The sequence below is a fragment of the Actinocorallia aurantiaca genome, from assembly GCF_039533685.1.
Taxonomy (GTDB): domain Bacteria; phylum Actinomycetota; class Actinomycetes; order Streptosporangiales; family Streptosporangiaceae; genus Actinocorallia; species Actinocorallia aurantiaca.
Window position 1 is genome coordinate 227,480 of sequence record NZ_BAAATZ010000029.1, and the last position, 25,381, is coordinate 252,860.

Here is a 25,381-nt window from a genome sequence, read left to right on the forward strand (position 1 = left end):
GACGATGGTCGCGGCGAGGATGTCGCGGACGTTCAACCCTGCGGGAAGAAAGGGGTATCGGGCTCCAGGCCGTGGACGGTGGTCAGGTCGGCGAGTCCGGAGACGGTCAGAAGGGGGCCCAGGAGAGGGGTGGCGATCAGTTCGATGCGGTCGGCGTGGGTGAAGAGGACGGTGAGGCCGGCGCTGTCGAGGTAGTCGACGGCGGTCAGGTCGAGGACGAGGTGGCCGGGGATGTCGTCGAGGGCGGCGGCGAGGATGCCGGTGTTGCTCATGTCGATCTCGCCGTCGATGGCCAGGAGGGCGGTGCCGTCCGGGCGGTGTCCGCGGGTGAGGGTGAGCGGGGTGGTCATCAGGCGATCCTCGTGTACATGTCGACTGTGGTGCCGGCGGGGCCCGGGGTGATGGTGACCCGCTGCATCATGGCGCGCATCAGGGCGATGCCGCGGCCGCGGCGGGCGTTGGGCTCGGGTCGGGGAGGCATCCAGCGGCCGGTGTCGGCGACGGTGAGGTGGAGGTCGTCGACGAAGGCCTCGGCGCGCAGGCGGATGGTGTCACCGGGGGCGTGGCGGTGTCCGTGCTCGATGGCGTTGGCGCACGCCTCGCCGGCGGAGACCAGGACGTTCTGCACGGTCTGGGGAGGCAGCTGGCACTGGGCGAGCCAGCTGCGCAGCGCCTTGCGGACGGGGGCGAGCTGGGCCGACTCTGCGGGGAAGGTCACCTCCAGCGGTGCGGGGTGGCGGTACAGCAGAAGGGCGACGTCGTCCTCGTAGCCGCCGGTGGGGCTCAGGCGGGTCATGACCTGGGTGGCCAGGTCGTCGACGGCGACGTTCCGGCCCTCCTGGACGGTCTCGCCCGCTTGGCCGATGCCCGCGCTCAGCGGACGCCGGCGGCGTTCGACGAGCCCGTCGGTGTACAGCAGCAGGGTGGCGCGCGCCGGGATGGTGCACTCGCCTTGGGGGCGTTCCCTGCCGGGCCGGACGCCCAAGGGGATGGAGCGGCCCTCGTCCAGGAGGAGAGTGGTGCCGTCGGGCAGGACGAGGATGCCCGGCGGATGCCCGGCGCTGCAGTACGTCAGATGGCCGCTCTCGTAATCGAGGACGCCGCAGAAGACGGTGGTGCACAGCGCGCCGGGGACGGTGGCGGCGAAGTGGTCCAGGGCCATGAGGGTTCGGGCGGGGCTGGGGTCCTGCAGCAGGAGGGCGCGGCAGGCGCTGCGCAGCTGCCCCATGACGGCGGCGGCCGCCAGCCCGCGGCCGACGCAGTCGCCGACCACGATGCCGATGCGCCCGTCGGGCAGGGTGAAGGTGTCGTACCAGTCGCCGCCGACCTCCAGGGGGCGGCTGGCGGGTTCGTAGCGGACGGCGAAGCCGTCGGGCAGATGGGAAGGGCCGAGGATGGCGCGCTGCAGCGCCAGCGCGGTCTCGCGCTGCTGGTCGATCTGGTGGACGCGGACCAGCCCCTGGGCGAGGTGCCCGGCCAGCAGGGACAGCAGCAGCTGGTCCTCGCCGGTGAAGGGCCGCCGGTCGCCGAGGTCGATCCACAGCGCCATGGGGCCTTCGGGGTGCTCCAGGAGGATGCCGGCCCCGTCCTGGTCGACGGCCGGGGTGAGCGGAGGCCGCTGAGGCAGGCCGGAGAGGATCCCGCGGCGCTCGTCGGACAGGTCCCGCCATGTGATCGAGGCGTCGGTGGCGCTCAGGACGGGTTCGTCGTCGTGTTCGCCGAAGACGGCGGCCACCACGCACCGGGCGTCCCACAGCTCCCTCAGCTCGTCCAGCGCGCAGTCCAGCGCGTCGGGCAGGCTCGTGGCCCGGGACAGGCACGTGCTGAGCGAGGCGAGGGCGCTCTCGCGCTGGATGGCGTAGTGCTCGGCGGTGACGTCGCGGAAGGTCCCGACGATGACCTTGTGTCCGGTGTCGGGGTTCTGGACCTGGTTGAACGTGGCCGTGGCCCACAGCCGGTGCCCGTCGCGATGGATGACGGGGATGGTGTAGCGGCCCCGGGTCTGGTCGAGCAGGGTTGAGAAGGCGTCGGCGACCTGCTGGTGGGCCTGGGGGTCGGTGGAGGCTTCCGGCCACCAGGGGTGGATCGGCCGGTAGGGCAGGCCCTCGGGGCCGTAGCCGAGGATGTCGGTGAAGGCGGCGTTGATCTCGATGACCGCGCCGTCCTCGTCGCAGACGAAAAAGGCCTCCTGCATGGAGTCCACGAGTGCGGCGCGCCAGCGGGCGTGGTGGTTGCGCAGCCGGGCCAGTTCCACGTTCGCCCGGACGCGTGCCAGCAGCTCGGCGGCGGCGAACGGCTTCACGAGGTAGTCGTCGGCACCGGCCTGCAGGCCTTCTATGGAGGCCTCCTGTCCGGCCCGGGCGGAGAGCAGCAGCACGGGGACGGACGGCGTCCGGGGGTCGGCGCGCAGCGCCGCGACCAGCGACAGGCCGTCCATGCGGGGCATCATCACGTCGCTGACGACCAGGTCGGGGGCGTGCGCCCGGACGGATTCCAGGGCGTCCTGGCCGTCGTTGACCGCGTCGACCCGGTAGCCGGCGTCGGCCAGGATGCGGGTGAGGTACTCGCGCATGTCGGCGTTGTCGTCGGCGATCAGCACCCGCGTCGGGACGGCCGGGCCGGTGGGGGAGTGGCCCTCGGCGGACGGGTCCGCCGCGTCGGCCTCGTCGCCGGGCAGCCAGCGCAGTACCTCCTGGAGGTACGGGTCGGCGCCGGCGGAGACCGAGGCGGAGACCGAGGCGGTGCCCGCGGAAGGCGCCAGCGATTCGGCCGGCAGGTGGGCGGTGCCGTAGGGCAGCCGGATGGTGAAGGAGGTGCCCTCGCCTTCGGCGCTCTCTGCGGTGATCGTGCCGCCGTGCAGGCCGACGAGCTCCTGCACCAGTGCCAGGCCGATACCGCTGCCCTCGTTGGATCGGGAGCGGGCGCTCTCGATGCGGTGGAACCGCTCGAACAGCCGGGGCACCTCCTCAGCGGACACGCCGATGCCGGTGTCCGCAACGGTGATCGCGGCGTGGTCGTCCTCCCCGCTCACCGAGACACGGATGGAGCCCTCGAAAGTGAACTTCAGCGCATTGCTGAGCAGGTTGAAGACCACCTTCTCCCACATGCCGCGGTCGAGGTGGACCGGCTCGTCCAGCGAAGGGCAGTCGACCTCGAAGGACAGCCCCGCCTTGTCGACGGCGGAGCGGAAGACGCTGGCGAGCTCGGCGGTGACCTCCGCCACGTCGACCCGCTCATAGCGGGCCTGCATGCGGCCGGCCTCGATGCGGGAGAAGTCCAGCAGGGCGTTGACGAGCTTGCTCATCCGCAGCCCGTTGCGGTGGATGGTCTCCAGCTCTTCGCGGGCGCGCTCGTCCGTCTCGCCCAGCCGGTCGCGCAGCTCCTCCAGCGGCCCCATGATCAGGGTGAGCGGGGTGCGGAACTCATGGCTGATGTTGGAGAAGAACGCGGTCTTGGCGCGATCCAGCTCGGCGAGCTCCTCGGCGCGCCGCTGCTGGGCCTGGTAGCTGCGGGCGCTCGCGATGCCCGCGGCGATGTGCCCGGCGACGAGCTCGGCGAAGCCCCGGTAGCCCTCGTCCAGGGGGCGGTAGCGGTTCAGCGCGGCGACCAGGAACCCGTACGGCGCGTCGCCCTGCTGGAGCAGCGGCAGCACCAGCGCGTGCGTCGGTGGTTCCGACCAGTCCCCGGCCGGCAGGCCGGCGTACGCGGTGCCGCCGAGCTCCACCAGCACCGACTCGCCCCGGGCGAGCGCCGCTGCGGGCCATACCGCGCCGGAGCCGTCGGCGGGCAGCGTCTCCGGGGCGGCGCGGTGGCCGGAGGCGATACCGGTCGAGCCCGCGAGCCGCGCGGAGCCGTCCTCTTGGAGCAGGTAGGTCAGCGTGAACGGGAAGTCCCGCAGGTTGCGGTCGAGTTGGCGGCCGGCGAAGGCGAGCATCTCCTGCTCGGTGCGCACCACGCTGAGGTCGGAGCCGAGGTCCCGCAGCGTCGCCATCTGCCGTCCGCCGATGATCCGTTCGGTCTCCTCGCTGACCACGCACAGCATGCCGACGACCTCCCCGGCATCGTCGCGCAGGGGGCTGTAGGAGAACGTGTGGTACGACTCCTCGGTGTAACCCGACCGTTCGAGGAACAGCAGCAGGCCCTCGTCCCAGGTCGCCTTCCCCGTGGACAGCACGGTCTCGATCCGGGGGCCGATGTCGTCCCAGATCTCCGCCCATACCTCGTTCGCGGGCCGACCCAGCGCCCACGGGTACTTCTGGCCCAGCGTGTCCCGCCGGTAGGCCGCGTTGCAGAAGAACGTCAGCTCCGGGCCCCACGCCATCCACATGGAGAAGCGGGACGACAGCAGGATGCTCACCGCCGTCTGCAGGCTCTGCGGCCAACCGTTCGGCGGGCCGAGCGGGGTGGCCTCCCAGTCCACTGCGGCGAGGTCCCGGCCGACCTCGGCGTCGACGGTGAAGACCTCGGTCGCCGCGGGCGGTTCGTGCCCGGAGTCTTCAGAGCGTGTCACCGGACTGCCTTCCTTCACGCCGATCAGTTCCCCGCAAGTAGCCGCTCATACCTGTCCGCGCCGCCAGCTCACCGATCCTGGAGAACGCACCGGTTCCGCCATGTCGGTCACCATGTCGTCCTCTTCACACGTCCCAGGCCCTTACTCCGCCCGTGGGGCACGGCGACGCAGACGGTAGGATAAGCCAGATTTCAACCCAACATGCACTGGACGGGACCGAAACAGCTGGGAGGTGACGGTGCCGGACGGCGACCTCTACCAGCCGGCAGATCCCTCTCCAGATGCCGAACAGCGGCGGCTGGCCGCAGTACGCCGCTACAGCATTCTGGACACCCCTCCCGACGGCGTGTTCGACACCATCGCCTCCCTGGCGGCCCGTATCTTCCAGGCCCCCATGGCCACCGTCGCGATCGTCGACACCGACCGGGTGTGGTTCAAGGCGACACACGGGCTGGACGGGGTCCCCCAAGTCGGCCGTGAGCCCGGCCTGTGCGCCTCGGCGATCCTCCACGACGCCCCGTACGCCGTCTCCGACGCCCTCACCGATCCCCGCACGGCGGCCAACTCCCTCGTCCAGGGTGAGCCAGGTGTGCGTTTCTACGCCGCCGCGCCCATCACCACCGAGAGCGGAGAGCGCCTGGGGACGGTCAACGTCCTGGACATCCGTCCCCGTGAGGCCACAGACGACCAGATGGCGGCCCTGAAGGACCTCGCCTCACTGGTGATGGACGAGCTCGAACTGCGGCTGTCCGCGATGCGGACCGTCGCGGCCGAACGGCGGATGCGTACCGACGCCGAGCGTCTGGCCCGCACCCTGCAGCGGACCCTCCTGCCGCCCGCCCTGCCCCGGGTGCCCGGCCTCAGCGCAGCGGCCGCCTACCATCCCGCCTCCGTGGACGAGGTCGGCGGTGACTTCTACGACCTCTTCCCCCTCGACGACGGCCGCTGGGCGTTCTTCCTCGGCGACGTGTGCGGAAAGGGCGCCGACGCCGCGGCCCTGACCTCGCTGACCCGCTACACCCTGCGCGCCGCCGCGATCTACGACCCCGACCCCTGCACGGCGCTGGCCAACCTCGACACCGTCCTCAAGGGCGAGTACCAGGGCGACGATCCGCGGTACTGCACCGCTGTCTTCGGGGTGCTCGAGCCCGAGGACGACGGCTCCTTCACCGTCACCCTCGCCGGCGGAGGCCACCCCTCGGCCCTGGCCGTGCGCGCGGACGGCGGCGTCGAGGCCGTCTCGACGACCGGAGGCCAGCTCATCGGACTGCTGCCCGACCCGCAGTTCGTCCAGGCCACCACCCGGCTCGCTCCCGGTGAGGCCCTCCTGCTCTACACCGACGGCCTCACCGAAGCCCGTACATCCGATGGCACTATGCTCGGAGAAGACGGACTGGCCCTTCACCTGTCCGCAGCCTCCCTGCGCGGAGCAGACGGCCTGCTCAGTATCGTGGACAAGCTCCTCACCGAACTGGGCTCAGGCATCAGCGACGACACCGCGCTGCTCGCTCTGGCCGTTCCGCCTCTCCCCACCTCACCCGTACAGGAGGACCGGTGACCGATCGTACTTTGACCGTCACCCGCCAGACCCACCCGTCCGGCGCCACCGTGGTGTCCGTGGCCGGTGAACTCGACCATCACACCTCGCCGCAGTTCTCCCGCGTACTCGACGACACGCCCTTCGGCCCCGAGGCCCCGGTGGTGATCGACCTGGCGGAGCTCACCTTCTGCGACTCCACCGGCATCACCGTGCTCGTCACCGCCTACCGGCGTGCCCACGCGACGAGCGCTCGTCTGTTCTTCACCGGGACGAGTTCCCATCTGATGCGCGTCTTCCACACTGTCGGCCTTGACAAGATCTTCACCTTCGAGCCGACCACCGAACACGCCCTCAAGGCCCTGCCCTCCTGAGCGCTCCTCTGCGACACGGTGTGCTCTCTGCCGCACCGAAACCGGACCTGCTCAGCGGCAGCCTGCGCCGCGGCTCCCGGAAGGCCCTCGCCTCCCGGGAGCATTTTACTGTGTAAAGGCGCCGGGCTTCAGCGCACCAGCCTGGAGCGCAGGGCGCCGGTGTCGTCGTCGGTCCAGCCGTTGGCGGCGAGCCAGTTCAGGGCGCCGCCGTGGAGGCGGTCCAGGCCGTTCAGGAAGCGCTCCATGATGAACGCGTGGGGGAGGTGGCTGTCGGCGGGGCGGTCGCGCAGGTCGGTGCTGTAGGTCTCGCTGCTCAGGAGGCGGCGCAGGATCGCGTCGATGCGTTCGGCGGTCAGCGCGTAGTCGGCGACGACCGCCTCGCGGGCCACGCCCGCGACCTCCAGGGCCAGCGCGCTGACCACGCCGGTGCGGTCCTTGCCGGCCGCGCAGTGCACGATGGAGGCCCCCTCCTCGTGCGCCATGACGCGCAGCGCGGCGACGACCGAGTCGGCCCTGTCCCGCAGGTAGCCCTGGTAGAAGCCGACCGACCTGTGCTCCGGGTCCTCCTGGACGGCCCGGCTCTGCCAGGGCAGCGCCTTGTCGACCTCGACCCCGGCGGCGATCTGCGTCTCCACGAACAGGGACAGGTGGTGGATCGTCACCCCGGGCAGCCGGGTGAGGGGTCCGGGCCCTTCGCGCTGGACCTCGGCGAGGCTGCGCAGGTCGATCACATGGCCGAGGCCGATCCCGTCCGACAGCAGCGCCACGTCGTTCTCGGTGAGGCTCTGCAGGTTGTCCGAGCGCAGCACCCGGCCGAAGCGCGTGGTGCGCCCGTCCGTGGTGGGAAGGCCGCCCAGGTCGCGGACGTTGGCGGCACCTTCGAGGGAAATCCAGCGGGTCTTCTCCGTCACGATCGTGAGCCTACCCTTGGGGCAAGACGGGGTATCGCGCAGATCACGTGGTGAACAGCGGCCTCCGCTGTTTGAACAGGTTCAACTGTTCTGTAGTGTGGGCAAGGTGAGCGTCGCGCTGGGAACCTCCGAACAGCTGACCGTCCGCACGGTGCCGGTGGAGGGTCCCGTCGACCTCATCGCGCGCCTGCCGCACCCCTCGGCGCTGGCCTGGGTCCGCCACGACTCGGGACTGGTCGGCTGGGGAGAGGCCGCGCGCATCCGCGTCCCCGGCGGCGACGACCGCTTCGGCTGGGCCCGCCGCAGGCTGGCGACACTGTTCCAGAACGCGCTGGTCGACGACTCGGTGGGGGTGCCCGGCTCGGGCGCCGTCGCCTTCGGCAGCTTCGGTTTCGACCCCAAGAACGACGACTCGGTGCTCATAGTTCCCCGCGTGGTGCTCGGCTGGCGCGACGGGACGGCCTGGCACACCACGATCGGCGACGACGTCGACCCGCTGACGCTCATGCGCCCCGCCGAGGAGCCCGAAGGGCTGGAGTGGTCCGGCGGCTCGATGGGGGAGGAGCGGTGGGGGCGGGCCGTGGAGAGCGCCGTGCGGCGCATTCGCGGCGGCGCGCTCGGCAAGGTCGTCCTCGCCCGCGACCTGAAGGTGCGGGCGTCCGCCCCGATCGACGCGCGGGTGCTGCTGCGGCGCCTGGCCGAGCGCTACCCCGAGTGCTACACCTTCGCGGTGGACGGGCTGGTCGGCGCGACCCCCGAACTGCTGGTGCGCCGTATCGGCGGGCAGATCGAGTCCCTGGTGCTGGCCGGGACCACCCCGCGCGGCGGCGACGAGGACGAGGACGCGGAGCTGGGACGGGCGCTGCTGCGCTCCGGCAAGGACAGGGGCGAGCACGCCTACGCGGCGGAGATGGTCCGGGAGGCGCTGCGCCCGCTCTGCGTCGAGCTGGACGTCCCGCGGGTGCCCGAACTGCTGCGCCTGGCCAACCTCCAGCATCTGGCCACGCCCGTCCGGGGCCGGCTGGCGGAGGAGCGTTCCGTACTGGACGTGCTGGGCGCCCTGCATCCGACGCCCGCGGTGTGCGGCACCCCCACCGGCGAGGCGATGGAACTCATCCGCGAGCTCGAGGAGATGGACCGCTCCCGGTACGCCGGGCCGGTCGGCTGGGTGGACGCCAGGGGCGACGGGGAGTGGGGCATCGCGCTGAGATGCGCCCAGCTCGACGGCGCAGAGGCCCGGCTGTTCGCCGGCTGCGGCATCGTCGCGGGATCCACCGCCCCGGCCGAGCTCGCCGAGACCAGGACGAAGTTCCGGGCGATGCGCTACGCGCTGGAGGGCTGAGCCGACCGCGGCTCCAGCAGTGACAGGATCGCCGCGACCTCGGGGTCGTGGGCCGCGGTGGCGCCGATCATCCCCACCAGCTGGCCGGACAGCCACGGCACCAGGGACTCCCGGGTCAGGGTGCGCTCCTGCAGCCAGGTGAGCATGGCGCCCTCGCAGGCCGCCACCCAGCAGCGCAGGGTGAGCAGGAGGAACGGCGAGGGCGCGACGGGCTCCAGCCGTTCGAGCACCTGGCCGACCACCGCGTGCCTGGCCTCGTCGACCAGGGCGGCGGTCTCGGAGGTGGCGATGACCGAGCCGTTGCGCAGCAGCGCGATGTACCCGGCGGCGCGCTCCTCGGCGAAGGAGACGAACTCCTCCAGCGTCGCGTGGAGCTGGTCGAGCAGGTCGCCGTCCCGCTGCCGGGAGAGGCGGCCCACCAGGTCGTCGACCGCGGCCCTGAGCGCGGCGACGCGGATCTCCTCGATGTTGGAGAAATAGCGGTAGACCAGGGCGCGGGAGACCTCGGCGTGCGCCGCGACGTCCTCCATCGTGAGGCGGTCCGAGCCGTTCCGGCCGAACAGCTCCAGGGCCGAGTCGATGAGGGCCTGCCGGCGCTCTTCGGGGGACATGCGGCGCGGGCGGTGATCGGTGGTGGTCATGCTCGCCTTGTCTGTTCGGGGAGCCTCGCTCGCGCCGCGGAGGCCTTCAGCGCAAGGTCATAGTAGAAGGCGGCCCCGCCGTCCGCCAGACGTTCGGCGGGGCCGGGACGCCCCGCCGGACTCGGTGGCCATGACAAAAACCGGGTCACGGCTCGGTCACGTCCGGGAAACGGTAGCCTCCGGAGGATGCGAAGAGCGCTGAGTGCCGTGGCCGGGCTGACGGGGCTGGTTCTTGTGACCGGATGTGCGAGCGGGGGCGCGGAGACCGCGCCGGTGCCCAGTGCCTCTGTCGACCCCCGGGCGCAGATGGGCCTGTCGCGGGCGGACGCGGAGTGCCCGAAGGTCGGGCCCGCGGACGACGGCTCCTCCCGGCAGGTGCGCGGCATGTGGATCTCCTCGGTGTACGGCGGGGACTGGCCGGGCGACCCCGAGGCCCCGGTGGAGAAGAAGAAGGCCTCCTACCGGGCGATGCTGGACTCGGCTAAGGCCAAGAGGCTCAACGCCGTCTTCATGCAGATCCGCCCGGCCGGCGACGCGTTCTACCCCTCGTCCCACGAGCCGTGGTCGGTGTGGCTGACCGGCACCCCCGGCAAGGACCCGGGCTGGAACCCGCTGAAGTTCCTCATCGACGAGGCGCACGCGCGCGACCTGGAGTTCCACGCCTGGTTCAACCCCTACCGGGTGGGCGAGGACAACGACCGCCGCAAGCTGGCCCCCACGAGCCCGGCGCGCAAGAACCCGACCTGGGCGGTGAAGTACGGCAAGTACCTCTGGTACGACCCGGGCCTGCCGCAGGTGCAGGATTTGGCGACCGCCGCCGTCATGGAGGTCGTGGAGAAGTTCGACATCGACGGAGTGCACTTCGACGACTACTTCTACCCCTACCCCTCGGACGGGGAGTTCCCCGACGCGGCGACGTACAAGAAGTACGGCCAGGGGTTCAAGAGCAAGGGCGACTGGCGGCGCGACAACGTCAACAAGCTCGTCAAGCGGCTGTCCGGCGAGATCAAGGACGCCAAGCCGTGGGTGAAGTTCGGCATCAGCCCGTTCGGGATCTGGCGCAACAAGAGCGGCCACCCCGAGGGCTCGAACACCAGCGGGCTGGACTCCTACGCCGAGATCTACGGCGACACCCGCAAGTGGGTGAAGGAGGGCTGGCTGGACTACGTGCTGCCGCAGCTGTACTGGGCCATCGGCGACCCGCGCGCCGACTACGCCACGCTCGTGGCCTGGTGGTCGAACCTGGTGCGCGGCACCGGGGTGCAGCTGCTCATCGGGCAGGCCGGCTACCGGATGGGGGAGTCCTCGTTCGCCGCCAAGGCCGACCAGATCAGCAGGCACCTCACCCTCAACCGCAAGTACCCGGCGGTGCGCGGTGACGTCTTCTTCAGCGCGGCCGACTACACGTCCGACAAGAAGGGCTTCGTGTCGGCGCTGCTGCGCGACCACTACAGGGCCCCCGCGCTGATCCCGCCGTCCGCCGGAGGAGAGCGGCCCGCCGCTCCCGCCGGGCTGAAGGCGGAGCGTTCGGGCGCGGGAGTGAAGCTGGCGTGGAAGGGCGACGCGACGTCCTACGCGGTGTACCGCAGCAACGGCAAGGGGGAGGAGTGCGCTCCGGTCAAGGCGTCCGACCTGCTCACCACCACCCGCGCGAAGTCCCTGGTGGACACCACCGCCAAGGTCGGGCAGGCGTACACCTACCGGGTGACGGGGCTGGACCGCACGCACCAGGAGAGCGGCCCGTCCCGGGCCTTCGTCCTCACACCCTGATTGGGCCGGGCCCGGAGGATAGAAAGAGTCTTGATCGGGGAACACAACGGGGCAAGGTGACCCCCCGGAGGTACGGCATGGCCTTGTCGATGGACGAGGAGCGCATCCTCACCGAGATCGCATCCCGGCTCAGTCAGGACGACCCGGCGCTGGCCCAGCGGCTGGAGAGTTTCGGCGGGCCGGAGGGCACGCCCAGGCGCCGCATCATCGCGGCGGTGTTCGTGGTGGTGTTCGGCGTGGTCGCCGCGCTGGCGGCGGCCGTGGCGATACTGCTGTCGCAGTGACGGAGGCCTGAAGCTCCTCCGCCGACCCCGGTGAGTCCCACCGGGGTTCTTCGGCTGCCCCGGGGCCGGGGCGAGAAGTCAGGCCGGTGTGGTGGTCGCCTCTCGGCGGATGGCACAACACGGCTCCAGCCGAACGGTATTCCGTGAAGGCTTTAGATGCGGCCCGGGGACACTGGCCACACCGGCGTTCCCCAGTTTAACGGTCTCCGGAGGGTGCCTTCTCCACCCCCCGCCGAAAGTCTCTTCGCCGTGCCTCCGGGGACCCCGGATGAATGTGACACGGGTCACGTACTCCAGACTGAGACTCCGTGCGTCCCAGCTTGTGGGCGTATTGAACGATTTTGGGTGAGGAGTGGCTGATGGCGGGACTTTGGTCCCCGGACGGCCCGAAAGTGGACGCGTCATACAACAGTGCCGTTTCGGCCAGACCTCACCGAGCCGCACTTCGCCGGGGGCTGACGGGGAACATTCCCCGGAGAGGGCCGGGGATCCTCGCCTGCCACCGCAACGCACGTCGATCGGGAGGAGACGGGCAGTGGACGCACCGCGACTAGGGCTGGTCGGGACGCCCGGCGCCCGCACCGCGGCCTGGGAGTTCTCCCCTGATCTGCGGGCGCCGGGGCAGGCCCGGGCGCTCATCCGCACCGAACTCTCCTCCTGGCGGCTCAACGACCCCTCCGACGTCGACGACATCGTGCTGATGGTCGACGAACTCGTCGCCAACGCGGTCGTGCACGGCAAGGGACGGATCCGCCTGCGGCTGCTCCTCGACGGGCTGCTGCTGCGCGGCGAGATCACCGACGACAGCCCCCTCGAGCCGCCCCCCGCCCCGGTCGCCGAACGCCCCTTCGACGCCGAGGACGGGCGCGGCCTGTTCCTGGTGGCGATGCTGGCCGCCGACTCCGGCTGCAGCAGCGCGGGGTCGGGCAAGACCGTATGGTTCACCCGCCGGCTGACCGGCCTGGACGGAGCTTGATCATCCGGCCGAACGTCACCGGGGGAGACTAGGATCAGGGCGTGAACTGGCAGACCTCCGGAACCCCCGCCGATGATCCCTTCGCCAAGGCCGAGGCCGACGTCCGGGCGATGACCTCCTCGCAGTGGTGGCAGACCGCCGCGCCGCAGCAGCGGGCCGAGCAGGTCGCCTCCCGGCTGCTGGCCGGCCCCGGGGAATGGTGGCTGTTCGGCGCCTGGGGCCGGTGGTACCGCTGCGGTCTGGACGCCCACTGGCACCCCTCGCCGCCGCCCGCCGACCCGGGCGCCCGCCGCGTCCTGGCTCCCGCGCCTCCCGGCGTCGGCAACCCGCCGGTGCCGCCCCAGCTGGTGCCTACGGGACCGGACGTCACCGCGGGCCCCATGGCCGGCGCCGGGCTGCTGGGCGAAGGCCCCTCGGCCGAACTCGTGGCCCGGGTGCAGCAGGCGCTGATCACCGCGATCGCGGTCGACCCGCAGCAGTTCGCGATGCAGGACCCCGCGTTCCAGCCGGGGACGCCCGCCACGGTCGCCGCGCTGTGGGGGGCCGTGCTCTTCAGCTCCGGCACGCCCGTCGTGCTCGGCGAACACCCCCTCGTCGCCATGTTCGCGCCCTACCTGACCGTGCAGGCCGAGCACCTGCGCTGGATGATCGCACCGGACCTGATGCGCCTGGCGGGCTACTACACCGACAGGCTGGCCGCCGGAGACCCGGTCGGCGCCGCCTTCCTCGTCCGGATGACGGGCGAGGTCGCCGCCGCGCTCGCCACCGACCCGGCGTTCCAGCCGGGCGCGTCCGCGCTGGCCGCCGTCTGCGCGACCACGCTCCAGTACGTCCAGGCCGACCTGCAGGCCATCCCCTACGGGGCGCAGACCGTCGCCAGGGAGTGGCTGCGGCGCTGCCCCGCCGAGTACGCGGCGCCCATCGTGCGGGAGGCCTCGCCGGGCGAGTACCTGCGGCTGGCCCTGTACGACCTGGCGGTGCTGTTCGGCGAACTCACCGAGGGCATCCCGCCCAACCCCACCGACCTGCGCCGCGCCGCCGCCGCCATCATGGCCGCCGACCTGCAGACCGTCCCGCACGCGGTGCCCGCCGTGCTGCCCTGGCTGGACCCCGAGAGCTCCCGCACCGTCCAGGAGGTGCTCGGCCAGGCCCAGCACCCGCTGCGCGAACTGTTCCCCCAGGGGGTGCGGCTGCCGCCCAAGATCAGCAGCACCGACCCCGCCCGGGTCCGCAGGCTGCTGGCCACCAGCCACGCCCTGGCCATGACGGCGTGCCGTCTGGCGCAGAGCGCTCCCCAGCACCTGGAGTTCGTCGTCCCCGCCGCCTGCGCCGCCGAGCTCGGCACCCCCGCGCTCAGCCGCCCCAAGGGCACCGGCGAGCTCGGCGCCTGGGAGATCATCAACGCGGCCCGCAAGCATCTGGCCGACGAGCGCGGCGCCGCCCAGCCCGTTCCCGAGGCGGCGCCACCCCCTGCCCCCGCTCCCGCGCCCCTCCCGTCCCCCGCGCCGCCCGCGGACGACGACCCGTTCGCCACCCGCCGGGGCCCGGCGAGCTCCCCGCCGCCGGCCCCGTCCGCCGAGCAATCGGCCTCCCCCGCGCACGACCCGTTCGGCGAGCACGCCCCGGAGGTCCCCCAGCCGGCCGCGCCCCCGCCTTACGGAGATCAGCCCGGCCCCTACGGCACCGCGGCGCCCTCCGCCCCTGGCTACCCGCCCGCCCCGCCGTCCCCCGACTCCTACGGCAGCCCGCCCGCCGCGCAGTTCGGGCAGCCCGCGCCGGGACCGTTCGGCCGACCCGGGGATTCCCACGGTCAACCTGCCCCCGACTCCTACGGGCAGCCGTCCCCGTACGGTCAGCAGCCCGCACCGGGACCGTACGACCGGCCCGCCGACCCTTACGGCCAGCCGGGCGCGCAGGGCGGCTACGGGCAGCCCGCGCCGGGACCGTTCGGCCAGTCCGCCGACCCTTACGGCCAGTCCGCTCCGGACGTCCACGGGCAGCCCGCCCCCGACTCCTACGGGCAGCCGTCCCCGTACGGTCAGCAACCCCCGCCGGCCCCGTACGGTCAGCAGCCTGCGCCGGGGCCGTACGGGCAGCCGCCCGCGGCTCCGCCGCCCTACCCCGGTGAGGCCACGGCTCCGCACGCGCCGCCGTCGGCTCCGCAGGAGCCGTCCGGCGCGACGGCCCCCTACATGCCGACGTTCGCCACGCAGACGCCGCCGCCCATGGCGGTTCCCCCGCAGCAGCCCCCGGCGCAGCAGCCCGCCCAGCCCCCGTCGGGGCAGGAGGAGGACGGGCCGCGTGTCGTCGAGGCCTACGGCATCAGGTTCCTGAGCGGTCCCGACGACGCCGAGCGCATGCTGACCGAGGTCCGCCGCCGCGGCAAGTGGGCCCAGCAGCTCCGCGGCCAGGAGGTCTCCAGCGCCTCGGCCCCCGCCGTCCTCCTGGTCGGCGACGCCTCGACGGGCCAGCGCCGCCTGGCCCGCATGATCGCCCGCGCGCTGGCCGAGGTCGGCTTCAGCGGGAACCAGGTCCGCACCCTGCACCCGGAGCAGATCAGGGAGCGGGGCCCGGAGGGCCTCGCCGACCTCCTGCGCGAGCACTCCGGCCACACCGTCCTGGTGGAGGCCCTGGACCAGCTCATCCTGGAGGACGGTCAGGGCGACGCCTACGCCCGCGCCCTCTACCGGGTCCGCGCCGAGGGCGTCACCGAGACCACCCTGGTCGCGGGCTGCGTCCCCGACCGCTTCGACGCCTTCTCCTCGGCGCACCCCGAACTCGTCACCGATTTCCGCACGGTCCGCCTCCCCGACCTGACCGCCCCCGCCAACCGCGCCGCCCTCCTGGGCCTGCTGGCGGAGGAGCGCTTCGTGGGCATCTCCGAGGACGCCTGGCCCGTGGTCCGGCGCGACCTGGGCTCCCTTCCCGGTCGCGGCCGCCTTGTCAACGCCCGCCTCGTCGAGGCCTACCTGGACCGCGCCTGCACCCGCCACCTGGGCACCGCCGACGCCACCGTCGCCGTCATGGGCGAACGCGGCTTCACCCTCACCCCCGCGGACCTGGAGGGCCTCGCCGACGAGCTCCCCCGCTGACCCCTCGCCCGCCGCGAGTCCGGTCGGCGCGCCGGACCGGGCGCGGAAAGGTTAGGGTGCGGCCATGATGGATCACCGTGTTTACTGCGATCTGCTGGAGCCCGAACTCGTCCGGCTTACCGCCGCGCTGGGCGTGGCCGAGCCGGGGGCGCCCGTTCCGGGCTGCGACGACTGGACGGCGCTGGACCTCGCCCAGCACGTCGGGGTGGTCCATCGCTGGACGACCAGGGTCGTGGAGACCTCCGCGACGGAAAGGATCCCCTTCCGGGAGGTCCCCGTGGAGTATCCGGCGCACTGGGGCGAGTATCCCGGCTGGATCGCGGAGGGCGGTCTGGCGCTCGTCGCGACGCTGCGCGCGGCGGACGGCGACGCGCCCGTCTGGGCGTGGGGCGCGGACCAGCACGTGCGTTTCTGGTCGCGCCGCCAGTTCCACGAGGCGATGGTGCACCGTGTCGACGCCGAGCGCGCCGCCGGGATCCCCCCGGTCATCGACCCGATCCACGCGGTCGACGGTATCGACGAGTTCCTCGAGAACATCTCCTACGGCCGGGGCTCGGGCCCCGCCGTCGCCGCCGCGTGCGAGGCGGGCCCGGGCACCGTCCACCTGCACGCCACCGACGCGGACGGCGAGTGGACGGTCTTCCTCGGCCGGGACGGCTACCGCTGGGAGCGGGGGCACGCCAAGGGCGACGTCGCCGTCCGGGCCCCCATCGCGGACCTGCTGCTGTTCACCATGGGCCGCCGCGGGGCCGAGGGCCTGGAGACCTTCGGAGACCTGGACCTCCTCGCCCGCTGGAAGGAGGCCTCCCGTCTCTGACCGGCGCCCGCGCGGCCGCGGCGGCCTCCTCCGCTCCGCTCAGGAGCGGACGGAGCCGGGGCGCAGCAGGAACACCACGCCGAGCGCCACGTAGGTGACGAGCATCCAGCCGGTGAAGACGTACGCCATCACCCTGTCGTCGAAGGCGATCTGGGCGACCATGGTCACCAGCAGCCACAGCGCGCCGGCGAGCGGCAGCCACCGCGCGGGCCCCTGCCAGCGGCCGACCTTGATGACGGCGATGGCCGACGCGACCATCGCGATCTGCGACAGCGGCCAGGCCGGGTCGGTGACGGTCACCCAGAGGGGGGTCTCTTCGTAGGTCCGGTAGGGGATCGTGCCGAGGCTGCTGGCCATCGCGAAGGGGAAGAGCACCATCGGGGTGATCGGGAACGCCCTGCCCTTGCGGTCCCCGGTGGCGCGGGAGGCCAGCACCACCGAGGCGAGCGCGAACAGCGCCAGCAGGTAGAAGACCGACGTGATCATGTCGTAGTCGTAGACCTCGTTGTCCGGGATCTGCGGCTTCTTGATGAACGACGACGCCCAGAGCAGCGGCCCGACGACGAGGGCGAACCCGGCGAGCCGGACGTGCCAGTCGGCCGGCCCGTTCCCCGGCGTGCTTCCCGACGGGTGGACCTCGCTGCGCTCCACACGGATGGACATGGGGTTTCCTCCTTCCGGACGGCGCCCTGCCGTCCGGTCTCCACCGTCTCGGCCCGGAGTCCCGGGCGGCCAGGTACCGGCCGGCCCGTTCGGGTCCCCGATCCCGAACAGGACACCGGGACACGATGTCCCTCCGGGAAAGGACACCGATCACGTGACCGGGGACTTTCCGGCATGGCACGGTGGCGGGGTGAGAACCCCCGCCTGGAACAAGGTGCCGGACCGACTCCTCCGCGCCGCGGCGCTGCTGCTGGCGCTGTGCGGTGTCGCGCTGACCGCGGCCTCGGTCCGGCTGTCCCAGATCACCCCCGACGGGCCGGTGCCCTACCCCCTCGACTGGACGTACTGGGGTTCGGCGGGCGCGGGCCTCGCGCTGCTGCTGCCGGGCGCGCTGCTGGCCTTCCGGCTGCCCCGGCACTGGCTGGCCTGGCTGCTGACGCTCTGCGGGACGAGTTCGCTGCTGGCGTCCTTCGGCGCGGTCTACGCGCCCTACTCGCTGCTGGCCCATGACGGGGCGCTGCCGCTCACGGGCCTGTTCGTCTTCACCGGTTCGAGGTTCGGGCCGGTCATCCACTTCGCGATCCCGGCCCTGCTGGTGCTCTTCCCGACGGGGAGGCCTCCCGCCGGCCGGTGGCGGATCCCGGCGCTGGTCTCGCTCGTCTGCATGTCCGTCGCGATCCTGTACATCCTGCTGGTGCCGTGGCGGGTGTACTCCCAGGGGGAGCCGCCCACTCCGCAGCTGGCGCGCTTCACCCTGGACCTGTGGCAGCCCCGGTGGCTGGAGGAGCTCTGGATCACGACCGGGTCGTCGGCGTTCATGGTCGGCGCGGTCTTCTCGCTGGTGTGCGCGACCGCCGTCTTCGCCGGCCGCTTCCGCGGCGCCGGCGCCGAACTCAGGGCGCAGCTGCGCTGGATGCTGTTCGCCGGCCTGTTCACGGTCGTGACGATGCTCGGCTCCATGGTGCTGCAGGTGGCGCTCGGTTACGCGGAGGGGACGATCGGCTGGCTGACGGAGGTGTCCCTCATCGTGGAGAACGCCGTCCTGTCCGCCGCGGTGATCGTCGCGGTGACCCGGTACCGGCTGTACGACATCGACCGGCTCATCAGCGGGACCCTCCTGTACGGCGCGCTGGCGGCGGCCGTCGTCGCGGTCGACCTGACGGTGTTCGTCGCCGTGAACGCCCTGGTGGAGGACCGTCTGGCGGGCGTCGTGGCGGCCGGGGTCGTCGCGGTGCTGTACTCGCCGCTGAGGGTGCGCCTGCAGCGGCTCGTCGACCGCGTCCTCAAGGGCCGCGCCGACCCGTACGACGTGGTGTCGGTGCTGGCCCGCAGGCTCGAGGAGTCCCCGGGCCCGGACGAGCTGCTGCAGGAGACGGCCAGGGGAGTGGCCTCGGTGTTCCGCTCGCCCTACGTGCGGGTGGAGCTGGACCGTCCGGACGGCACGACGGTGATCGTGGAGGAGGGGGCGGCCCGCGAGGACGTGGTGCTTCTGCCTTTCGCCTACCGGGACGTCCCGATCGGACGGTTGGCGCTGGTGCCCCGCCGGGGCTCGCGCTCCTCGGAGCTGGACCAGCGCCTGCTCGCCGACGTCGTCCGGCAGGCCGCGGCGGCCGCCCGCGCGACCGCGCTCACCGAGGAGCTGCAGCGCAGCAGGGAGCAGCTGGTGACGGGTGTCGCCGAGGAGCGCCGCAGGCTGCGCCGCGATCTGCACGACGGGCTGGGCCCGGCGCTGGCCGCGGCGGGCCTGAAGATCCAGGCGGCGCGGAACCTGGCGCCCCGCGACGCCTCGGCCGCCGACCGGACGCTGGTGGAGGTCTCCCGCGACCTGTCGACGGTGCTGGCCGACGTGCGGCGCCTGGTGCACGACCTGCGCCCTCCGGCCCTGGACCAGTTCGGCCTGCTCGGCGCGGTCGAGCAGCAGGCGTCGAAGTTCGGCGGGGGGCGCCTGTCGGTCCGGGTGTCGGCCGAGGGCGACCTGTCGGAGCTGCCTGCCGCGGTGGAGGTGGCGGTCTTCCGCATCGTCAGCGAGGCGCTGAACAACGTCGTCCGGCATGCCGAGGCGAGCCGTTGCACGGTGCGGCTGGAGGCAGGGGAGGGCTCCGTCCGGCTGGAGGTCGGCGACGACGGGCTGGGCGTGCCGCCGGGGGCGCTGGTCGGGGTGGGGCTGGTCGCGATGCGGGAGCGGGCGGAGGAGCTCGGGGGATACTGCTCGATCGGTCCGGGCGAGGGGGGAGGAACCGTGGTCGAGGCCCTCATCCCTGTCATGATGGACCGTGTGCCCGTTGTGCAAGGAGCAGTATGACGACCCCCCGCGTCCTCATCGCAGACGATCATCCGGTCTACCGCGACGGCCTGGGCCTGATGCTCTCCTCCACCGGCGAGGTCGAGGTCGTCGGCACGGCCGGTGACGGCCTGGAGGCGGTGGAGCTGGCCGGAGAGCTGCGCCCCGACGTGGTGGTGATGGACCTGCAGATGCCGCGCCTGGGCGGCATCGAGGCGACCCGCCGGATCGCCGCGGGGGAGTCCCCGCCGGGCGTCCTGGTCCTGACCATGCACGAGGACGACGAGAGCGTCTTCGCCGCGATGCTGGCGGGCGCGCGCGGCTACCTGGTGAAGGGCGCCGACCAGGAGGAGATCCTGCGCGCCATCACCGCGGTCGCGCACGGCGAGGTGATCTTCGGCCCGGCCCTTGCCGCCCGCGTCACCCGCTACTTCGCCCTGCTGGGCGGCGCCCGCCGGCCGGCCGAGGAGCCGTTCCCGGAGCTGACGGCCAGGGAGCGGGAGGTGCTCGACCTCATCGCCGCGGGCCTGTCCAACCCGCAGATCGCCGCCCGCCTGTACCTGTCGCCCAAGACCGTCCGCAACAACGTCTCGAACGTCTTCGCCAAGCTCCGGGTGGCCGACCGCGCGCAGGCGATCGTGCGCGCCCGCGAGGCCGGCCTGGGCCGCTGACGGTCAGTGGCCGGAGAAGCCCCCGTCGACGAACAGGCACTGCCCGGTGATGTACTCGGCGGCGGGCGAGGCGAGGAAGACGGCGGCCCCCTCGAAGTCGGCGGGCAGGCCGTTCCGGCCGATCAGGGTGCGGGCCTCCATCTGCTGGAGGAACGCCGGATCGGCGGACGCCTGGGCGGTCAGCGGGGTGATGACGAACCCGGGCACGAGCGTGTTCACCCGCACTCCCGAAGGCGACCAGGCCTCGGCCTGCGACCGGGTGAGCGAGGTGAGCCCTCCCTTGGACGCCCCGTAGGCCCCGCTGTTGAAGAACGCCCGGAACGCCTGCTGGGAGCTGACGTTGATGATGCGCCCCCACCCGCGTCCGGCCATCTTCGGCCCGAACCGCTGCCCCAGCAGGAACGGCGCTCGGAGGTTGACGTCCATCGTCAGGTCCCACTCGCCCTCGGTGAGCGCGTCCATGTGGGGCCGGGGGTTGACCCCGGCGGAGTTCACCAGGACGTCGATCTCCCCGAAGAACCCGACGGCATGCTCCGCGGCCTCCGCGACCTCGTCCCTGCGCCCGAGGTCCGCGCGGACGTACGCGGCGTCGCAGCCGTGGGACCGCAGCTCGGCGACGGTGTCGCGCAGCGCCTCCTCACCCCGGGCGGCCACCACGACCTTCGCCCCGGCCCGTCCCAGCGCGACCGCCATGCCCCGTCCGATCCCGGAGCTGCCCCCGGTCACCAGGGCCACGCGCCCGTCCAGCCCGAACATCTCCCGCAGGTAGTCCATCGGCTCTTCTCCAGATCGAGGCGGGGGCGTCTTCTTCCCGTACCTTACTAGGTAAAGGCGCCGGGTTCGAACATGCCGTGAGGCTTCCCCCTACCGGGGTAGGGGGAAGCCATGACGAGTACATCGCCGACCGTGAGGCTGAACAACGACGTCCGCATCCCGCAGATCGGGTTCGGGACCTACCAGATCGCGCCGGAGGAGACGAAGGAGGCGGTGCTGACGGCGCTGGACGTCGGGTACCGGCATATCGACACGGCGCAGATGTACGGGAACGAGCGGCAGGTGGGAGAGGCCGTCCGGGAGTCGGGGATCGACCGGGGCGAGATCTTCGTGACGACCAAGCTGAACAACTCGTTCCACGCCTACGACGACGCGCTGAAGGCGTTCGACCGCTCGCTGGAGGCCATGGGCCTGGAGCAGCTCGACCTGTTCCTCATCCACTGGCCCCTGCCCGCGGTGGGGGACTTCACGGAGACCTGGAGCGCGCTGGGGGAGATCTACCGCTCGGGCCGCTGCCGGGCGATGGGCGTCTCCAACTTCAACCCGCCCCACCTGCGGCGGCTCATGCAGAAGAGCGATCTGGTACCGGCGGTCAATCAGATCGAGGTGCACCCCTATCTCGTCCAGGACGAGGTGCGCGCCTATGACACCGAGCACGGCATCGCGACGGAGCCGTGGTCGCCGATCGCCCAGGGCCTGGTCCTGGACGATCCCGTGATCAAGGGGATCGCCGACCGCCTGGGCAGGACCCCGGCCCAGGTCACGCTCCGCTGGCACGTCCAGCGCGGCGACATCGTCATCCCCAAGTCCGTCAGGCGCTCCCGCATGGAGGAGAACTTCGACATCTTCAGCTTCACCCTCACCGAAGAGGACATGTCGTCGATCTCCGCTCTGAACCGGAACGAGCGCACCGGCCCCGACCCCGACACCTTCAACTGGACCGGCTGACCTTCCTGGATGCGCGGTCGGCGTCCAGGGCGTGCACGGCCCCAGCGGGGATCACCGCCGCCCGCACCTGCCGCGGCCTCCCGCCGCCGTCGGTGAGCACCGCTTGCCCGGTCGTCACCAGCAGCACCTGCACCGCGGCATGTGCGTGGGCGTGCGCCGAGCCCATCCGCCCGACGAACGTCAGGCGCCGGGCGAGAGCCGCGCCCCCACCGCCCACGCCCTGGCGCCCTCACCTTCTTGCATCGTCTGCTCCGGATTTCCTCTGGTCGAAGTGAGGCGGTCCCAGAACGGCGTCTGTCTACCCGGGGACGGCTTCTTCGCTGCCGGGCAGGATCAGCCAGCCTTCGCGCAGGGTCGCGGGCTCATCGTCCGGGGCCGGGTCGGTCGGCTCGATGCCGAGGTGCTGGGCGACGATGGCGGCGGCGGTGTGGATCCGGCGGCGGCTGGTCAGGGCGTCTCCGCGGACGGTCGCGGTTCCCTCAGGGCCGGTGACGTGCAGGGTGTGGCCGGACTCCTCCCGCCGCACCGTGGCGCCGGCGGAGTGCATGAGGTCGGTGAAGAGGTCGAGGTTGCGCTGCGTCCGGCGGTGCCGCTTGTCGGCCGCGACCGGTGAGGCCACTCCCGCCTTGACCTGCTGCCAGGTCCGGAAGCGGTGCAGGGTTCCGTAGGCGACGACGGCCTCGCCGTTGGGGACCAGGCCCAGCCAGTAGCCCTTCAAGGTCGCGGTCAGGAGCTTGTCGGGCGGCCGCTCCCACTGGGTGCGGTCGTCGTCCAGCATGTCGGCCAGCAGTTCGCGGATCTGTTCGCGCGCCTGCCACGGTGATGCGCCGGTGGCGTCGGGATGGTGCTCCACGTAGCGGCCGGCCGCGGCCCGGCCGATCTTGATGCCGCGGGGGTCGATCCGGTTGACGACGGCCTCGGTTTCGGGGTCGAGGAAATCATCGTCGGTCTGGTCGGTCATGGGGGGCTCCTTCCGCCTCGAGCTCTTGGATTCTCGCGCGGGCCTGGACCGGTTCGTGCCCGGCAGCCGCAAAGCGGTGGGTTTCGGTACAGCTTGGAGATGCTCTGGATTGTGGGGGAGAGGCATGTAAAGGTCCGCAGAGGCGTTGTCGCGCGATTCCGGATCGGTATCGTCGAGCCATGCCCGAGTTGATCGGACCGACTGTTCGTCTGCACGCCGCCTGGCTGGAGGCGCATGAGGAGTGGGGTCCCGGCGTCCACGAGGACGGGTTCGGACTGGAGCCGGGGGACGAGGTCGAGTCGCCCTCCGGATTCGCGGACTGGGTGACCGGGTTGACCGGCCGGGAGCGGGCCGGGAGGGCAGGATGCACGTACCGCTGGATCGTGGAGGACGACCGGGTGCTCGGCGGGATCGCGCTACGGCACGAGCCCAGCCCGTTCGGCGACATCGGTTACGGCATCCGGCCGTCCGCGCGGGGCCGCGGCCTGGCCACCTGGGCGCTGGGCCGGATGCTGGGAGAGGCCCGGGCCCTCGGCCTGGACCGGCTACTGCTGGTCTGCGCGGTCGGCAACCTCGCCTCAGCGGCGACGATCGAGCGTAACGGTGGTGTCCTCGAGGACGTGCTGGACACCGAACTCGGCCTCGCACGCCGCTACCGGATCACGCTTCAGCCGGATCAGGCACCCGCTTCCACCACCTGATCACCAGCGCCTCGGTGGCACGTGCACGCATCGGACGGCGCGGATCCGGACGTCGGTGGCTTCGTCGGCGCGAGCCGGGTGGAGGCGTGGCCGAGGCGGCGCTGGGCCGCTTGCCGGGCCGTGCCGGAGAGGGTCTTACCAGCCTGCCGCGGTCAGGGCGGCCGACAGCCTCGGGGCGATCACGTCGGTGGTGGCAAGCCCGGCGATGTGGTCCAGGCCTTCAATTTCGATGATCTCGAAGCCTGCGCGGCGCAGCTGTTCGGTGTGCTCGGCGATGCGGCGGGCGATCGCGCTTCCGCCGGTGTAGTCGTACATGCGGCACTCTGGTTCGCTGTCCCGGGAGCCATACCACAGGATCTTCGGGCCCTTGAGGGCCCGGAGCGCCGGGATGTCGTCGCGTTCGGCCCATTGGCGGTACAACAGGACGCCCAGGTGCTGCTCGTCGGCCTTGTCCTGCCGTCCGGCCTGGAGGAAGGCGGTGCGGGCCCCTTCGACGTAGCCGAGCCAGTAGCCGTAGTCGCTCAGCAGCGGGAATCCGCCGATCATGAGGCCGGCCGCCCGGTCGGTGGCCGGGGCCAGGAATCCCGCCAGGGCGGCCATGCCCGAATAGCCGGCCAGGACGAAGTCACCGACACCCGCGGCGTCGGCCACGGTGTGCAGATCGGCGATCTCCAGATCCAGCGGGTAGGTGCTCCAGACAGTCGGATCCCAGGGTCCGCCCGCCTCGTCCTCGGCCTCCATCGCGCCGACGACCTGCCGGGGCTTGTAGCGCACCACCCGGTACCCGTGCGCGGCCAGGGCGGAGGCCAGCGCGGAGTGCTCGACGCGCATCCGCGAGGGGAAGACGATGCCCGGCCCCTCTCCCTGCGCCTCGTACCACAGCGTGTATCCGTCGCCGGTCACGGTCGTGGCCATCATGCTCCTGTTCGCTCGCCCCGGTATCGCGACGATGATCTCGAACGTCCGCCTCGACCGGGTTCGGGAACACGCGGCGTCCGGCAAGCCGTCGTCGGCCGCAAACGGCCATGGCGCCTCACGCGCCACGACGAGCGGTCCGCGGGAGGTCCGGTCGCCGTGGGAGTCCGGGCCGTCACGCCGACGCAGCCGGCAGAGCGTGGCGGGTACCGCTCATGGCCGTCTTGTTGTTCCCGAGCCCGTATACGGCGGATGTCGTCTTCCAGGTGTTGAGTGGGGCGCCACGTCCGGACTCAGGACATCAAGGGTGGGGCGACGCCGGTCACTTGCGGCGGACGGTGCGCACACCCTTGCCGGGGCGCCACGTCCGGATGACGAGCTCGTCGCCCTCGACCGAGGTCAGAACGGCCTCGTGCAGATCGAGCCTGAACGCGTGGAAGTCGCCGGGAGGCTCCTTCCCTGTGGTGTAGCCCTTCTTCTCGTGCGGATCGGTGATCTCGATCGCGATGCCGGCCACCTTGGCGTCGCCGTCGTGCTCGGGGCCGGCCGGGTGGGCGTGGATCGCGCAACGGCCGTCCCGTTGCAGGTCGCGGGCCTTCACCGCGTTCAGCATTGAGCCGAATGCCAGGTCCGCGCCCTGGAAGTCGACCTCCGAGCCGCTCACCCGCGGCGATCCGTCCTTGCGCAGGGTGGCGATCACATGGGTCTTCGCCGCCTCGAACCGCTCTCGTACCGTCGCGGCCAGGTCGGCCGCCTCCTCCTCGAACCGCTTCCAGGTCGCCATCCGGGCAGTATGCCCGCCGGCACCGACAATCGGGGAAGCTCAGCGGACAGACGCTACTCGGCCATCAGTTTCCCCTCTTGAACTTTACTGCGTAAAGGCACCGGGTGGGTTGCACCCACAAAATCACCCCAACAAGGACTGAAGACTCATCGATTCAAAGGCTTGCCGGGGGTGCGGCGGGGCATGAGGGGTCCATGAGCGATGAACAGATCATGGACCGGATCCGGCGGATGATCGATGAGGAGCATCGGCTGCGTGAGTCGGATGATCCGGACAAGGCGTCGTTGGTGAAGGGGATCGAGGAGCAGTTGGACGTCTGCTGGGATCTGCTGCGTCAGCGGCGGGCGGCTCGTGAGGCGGGGGCCGAGGGCTACGCGGAGCACATCCTGGCCCGTCCGGTGGACGAGGTGGAGAACTACAAGCAGTAAA

The 25,381-nt window shown here is 72.0% G+C and carries 23 protein-coding genes; 13 read left to right on the forward strand and 10 right to left on the reverse strand.

The features are described from left to right. Window positions 1-32: 32 nt before the first annotated feature. A complete protein-coding gene (locus tag ABD327_RS28975; RefSeq protein WP_344454939.1) occupies window positions 33-350 on the reverse strand; it encodes an STAS domain-containing protein in 318 nt (105 codons plus the stop codon). Then, window positions 350-4,510: a SpoIIE family protein phosphatase gene (locus ABD327_RS28980; RefSeq protein WP_344454941.1), complete on the reverse strand. Its 4,161-nt coding sequence runs from the start codon at window positions 4,508-4,510 to the stop codon at window positions 350-352. The genes ABD327_RS28975 and ABD327_RS28980 overlap by 1 nt, the downstream gene beginning before the upstream one ends. A 232-nt stretch (window positions 4,511-4,742) precedes the next feature. On the opposite strand from ABD327_RS28980, the gene ABD327_RS28985 reads away from it, so the two are divergent. Both ABD327_RS28985 and ABD327_RS28990 read left to right on the forward strand, forming a co-directional pair. Continuing rightward, entirely contained in the window at window positions 4,743-6,068 is a 1,326-nt protein-coding gene (locus ABD327_RS28985; RefSeq protein ID WP_344454943.1) for a PP2C family protein-serine/threonine phosphatase, read from the forward strand. Further along, window positions 6,065-6,421 (forward strand): STAS domain-containing protein, encoded by a 357-nt coding sequence (locus tag ABD327_RS28990; RefSeq protein ID WP_344454945.1) that lies wholly within the window; start codon window positions 6,065-6,067, stop codon window positions 6,419-6,421. Before ABD327_RS28985 ends, ABD327_RS28990 begins: the two co-directional genes overlap by 4 nt. A 128-nt stretch (window positions 6,422-6,549) precedes the next feature. Here the strand turns inward: ABD327_RS28990 and ABD327_RS28995 are convergent, their stop codons facing one another. After that, window positions 6,550-7,332: a tyrosine-protein phosphatase gene (locus ABD327_RS28995; protein ID WP_344454948.1), complete on the reverse strand. Its 783-nt coding sequence runs from the start codon at window positions 7,330-7,332 to the stop codon at window positions 6,550-6,552. A gap of 106 nt (window positions 7,333-7,438) precedes the next feature. Between ABD327_RS28995 and ABD327_RS29000 the strand changes: the two genes are divergently transcribed. Next, window positions 7,439-8,674 (forward strand): isochorismate synthase, encoded by a 1,236-nt coding sequence (locus tag ABD327_RS29000; protein WP_344454950.1) that lies wholly within the window; start codon window positions 7,439-7,441, stop codon window positions 8,672-8,674. Here the strand turns inward: ABD327_RS29000 and ABD327_RS29005 are convergent. Beyond that, the gene (locus tag ABD327_RS29005) at window positions 8,656-9,315 is read right to left on the reverse strand and encodes a TetR/AcrR family transcriptional regulator (RefSeq protein ID WP_344454952.1); all 660 of its coding nucleotides are present in this window, start codon (window positions 9,313-9,315) and stop codon (window positions 8,656-8,658) included. The genes ABD327_RS29000 and ABD327_RS29005 overlap by 19 nt on opposite strands. Window positions 9,316-9,588: 273 nt before the next feature. Between ABD327_RS29005 and ABD327_RS29010 the strand changes: the two genes are divergently transcribed. From ABD327_RS29010 to ABD327_RS29030, 5 genes are all read left to right on the forward strand, one after another. Next, window positions 9,589-11,085 carry a glycoside hydrolase family 10-like protein gene (locus ABD327_RS29010; protein WP_344454954.1) on the forward strand — a complete coding sequence of 499 codons (1,497 nt, stop codon included), beginning with the start codon at window positions 9,589-9,591 and terminating at the stop codon, window positions 11,083-11,085. A gap of 77 nt (window positions 11,086-11,162) precedes the next feature. Beyond that, window positions 11,163-11,369 (forward strand): DUF3040 domain-containing protein, encoded by a 207-nt coding sequence (locus ABD327_RS29015; protein ID WP_344454956.1) that lies wholly within the window; start codon window positions 11,163-11,165, stop codon window positions 11,367-11,369. A gap of 535 nt (window positions 11,370-11,904) precedes the next feature. Then, entirely contained in the window at window positions 11,905-12,345 is a 441-nt protein-coding gene (locus ABD327_RS29020) for an ATP-binding protein (RefSeq protein ID WP_344454958.1), read from the forward strand. A 41-nt stretch (window positions 12,346-12,386) separates the two neighbouring features. Next, a complete protein-coding gene (locus ABD327_RS29025) occupies window positions 12,387-15,437 on the forward strand; it encodes a hypothetical protein (RefSeq protein WP_344454960.1) in 3,051 nt (1,016 codons plus the stop codon). 64 nt (window positions 15,438-15,501) lie between these two features. Continuing rightward, entirely contained in the window at window positions 15,502-16,254 is a 753-nt protein-coding gene (locus ABD327_RS29030; protein ID WP_344454962.1) for a maleylpyruvate isomerase family mycothiol-dependent enzyme, read from the forward strand. A gap of 39 nt (window positions 16,255-16,293) precedes the next feature. Here ABD327_RS29030 and ABD327_RS29035 read toward each other — a convergent pair whose 3' ends face one another. Continuing rightward, on the reverse strand, window positions 16,294-16,917 hold the full coding sequence (locus ABD327_RS29035) for a hypothetical protein (protein WP_344454964.1): 624 nt from the start codon (window positions 16,915-16,917) through the stop codon (window positions 16,294-16,296). A 190-nt stretch (window positions 16,918-17,107) separates the two neighbouring features. Between ABD327_RS29035 and ABD327_RS29040 the strand changes: the two genes are divergently transcribed. Beyond that, window positions 17,108-19,219, forward strand: coding sequence for a sensor histidine kinase (locus tag ABD327_RS29040; RefSeq protein ID WP_344454966.1), 2,112 nt, complete (start codon window positions 17,108-17,110; stop codon window positions 19,217-19,219). Then, complete coding sequence (locus tag ABD327_RS29045; protein WP_344454968.1) at window positions 19,216-19,869, forward strand: response regulator transcription factor; 654 nt, start codon at window positions 19,216-19,218, stop codon at window positions 19,867-19,869. Before ABD327_RS29040 ends, ABD327_RS29045 begins: the two co-directional genes overlap by 4 nt. 3 nt (window positions 19,870-19,872) lie before the next feature. On the opposite strand, the gene ABD327_RS29050 is transcribed toward ABD327_RS29045, so the two are convergent. Then, window positions 19,873-20,643, reverse strand: coding sequence for an SDR family NAD(P)-dependent oxidoreductase (locus ABD327_RS29050; RefSeq protein ID WP_344454970.1), 771 nt, complete (start codon window positions 20,641-20,643; stop codon window positions 19,873-19,875). A gap of 111 nt (window positions 20,644-20,754) precedes the next feature. Between ABD327_RS29050 and ABD327_RS29055 the strand changes: the two genes are divergently transcribed. Continuing rightward, on the forward strand, window positions 20,755-21,591 hold the full coding sequence (locus ABD327_RS29055) for an aldo/keto reductase (RefSeq protein WP_344454972.1): 837 nt from the start codon (window positions 20,755-20,757) through the stop codon (window positions 21,589-21,591). Here ABD327_RS29055 and ABD327_RS29060 read toward each other — a convergent pair. Together ABD327_RS29060 and ABD327_RS29065 are read right to left on the reverse strand one after the other, a co-directional pair. Further along, window positions 21,575-21,808: a cupin domain-containing protein gene (locus ABD327_RS29060; RefSeq protein WP_344454974.1), complete on the reverse strand. Its 234-nt coding sequence runs from the start codon at window positions 21,806-21,808 to the stop codon at window positions 21,575-21,577. The two genes, ABD327_RS29055 and ABD327_RS29060, sit on opposite strands and share 17 nt — an antisense overlap. A gap of 81 nt (window positions 21,809-21,889) precedes the next feature. Next, window positions 21,890-22,552: a hypothetical protein gene (locus ABD327_RS29065; protein WP_344454976.1), complete on the reverse strand. Its 663-nt coding sequence runs from the start codon at window positions 22,550-22,552 to the stop codon at window positions 21,890-21,892. A gap of 179 nt (window positions 22,553-22,731) precedes the next feature. Between ABD327_RS29065 and ABD327_RS29070 the strand changes: the two genes are divergently transcribed. Continuing rightward, window positions 22,732-23,253 (forward strand): GNAT family N-acetyltransferase, encoded by a 522-nt coding sequence (locus tag ABD327_RS29070; protein WP_344454978.1) that lies wholly within the window; start codon window positions 22,732-22,734, stop codon window positions 23,251-23,253. Window positions 23,254-23,388: 135 nt separating this feature from the next. On the opposite strand, the gene ABD327_RS29075 is transcribed toward ABD327_RS29070, so the two are convergent. After that, window positions 23,389-24,168, reverse strand: coding sequence for an alpha/beta fold hydrolase (locus ABD327_RS29075; protein WP_344454980.1), 780 nt, complete (start codon window positions 24,166-24,168; stop codon window positions 23,389-23,391). A 322-nt stretch (window positions 24,169-24,490) separates the two neighbouring features. Then, on the reverse strand, window positions 24,491-24,952 hold the full coding sequence (locus tag ABD327_RS29080) for a pyridoxamine 5'-phosphate oxidase family protein (protein ID WP_344454982.1): 462 nt from the start codon (window positions 24,950-24,952) through the stop codon (window positions 24,491-24,493). A 194-nt stretch (window positions 24,953-25,146) separates the two neighbouring features. Between ABD327_RS29080 and ABD327_RS29085 the strand changes: the two genes are divergently transcribed. Then, window positions 25,147-25,380, forward strand: coding sequence for a DUF2630 family protein (locus ABD327_RS29085; protein ID WP_344454984.1), 234 nt, complete (start codon window positions 25,147-25,149; stop codon window positions 25,378-25,380). Window position 25,381 lies beyond the last annotated feature (1 nt).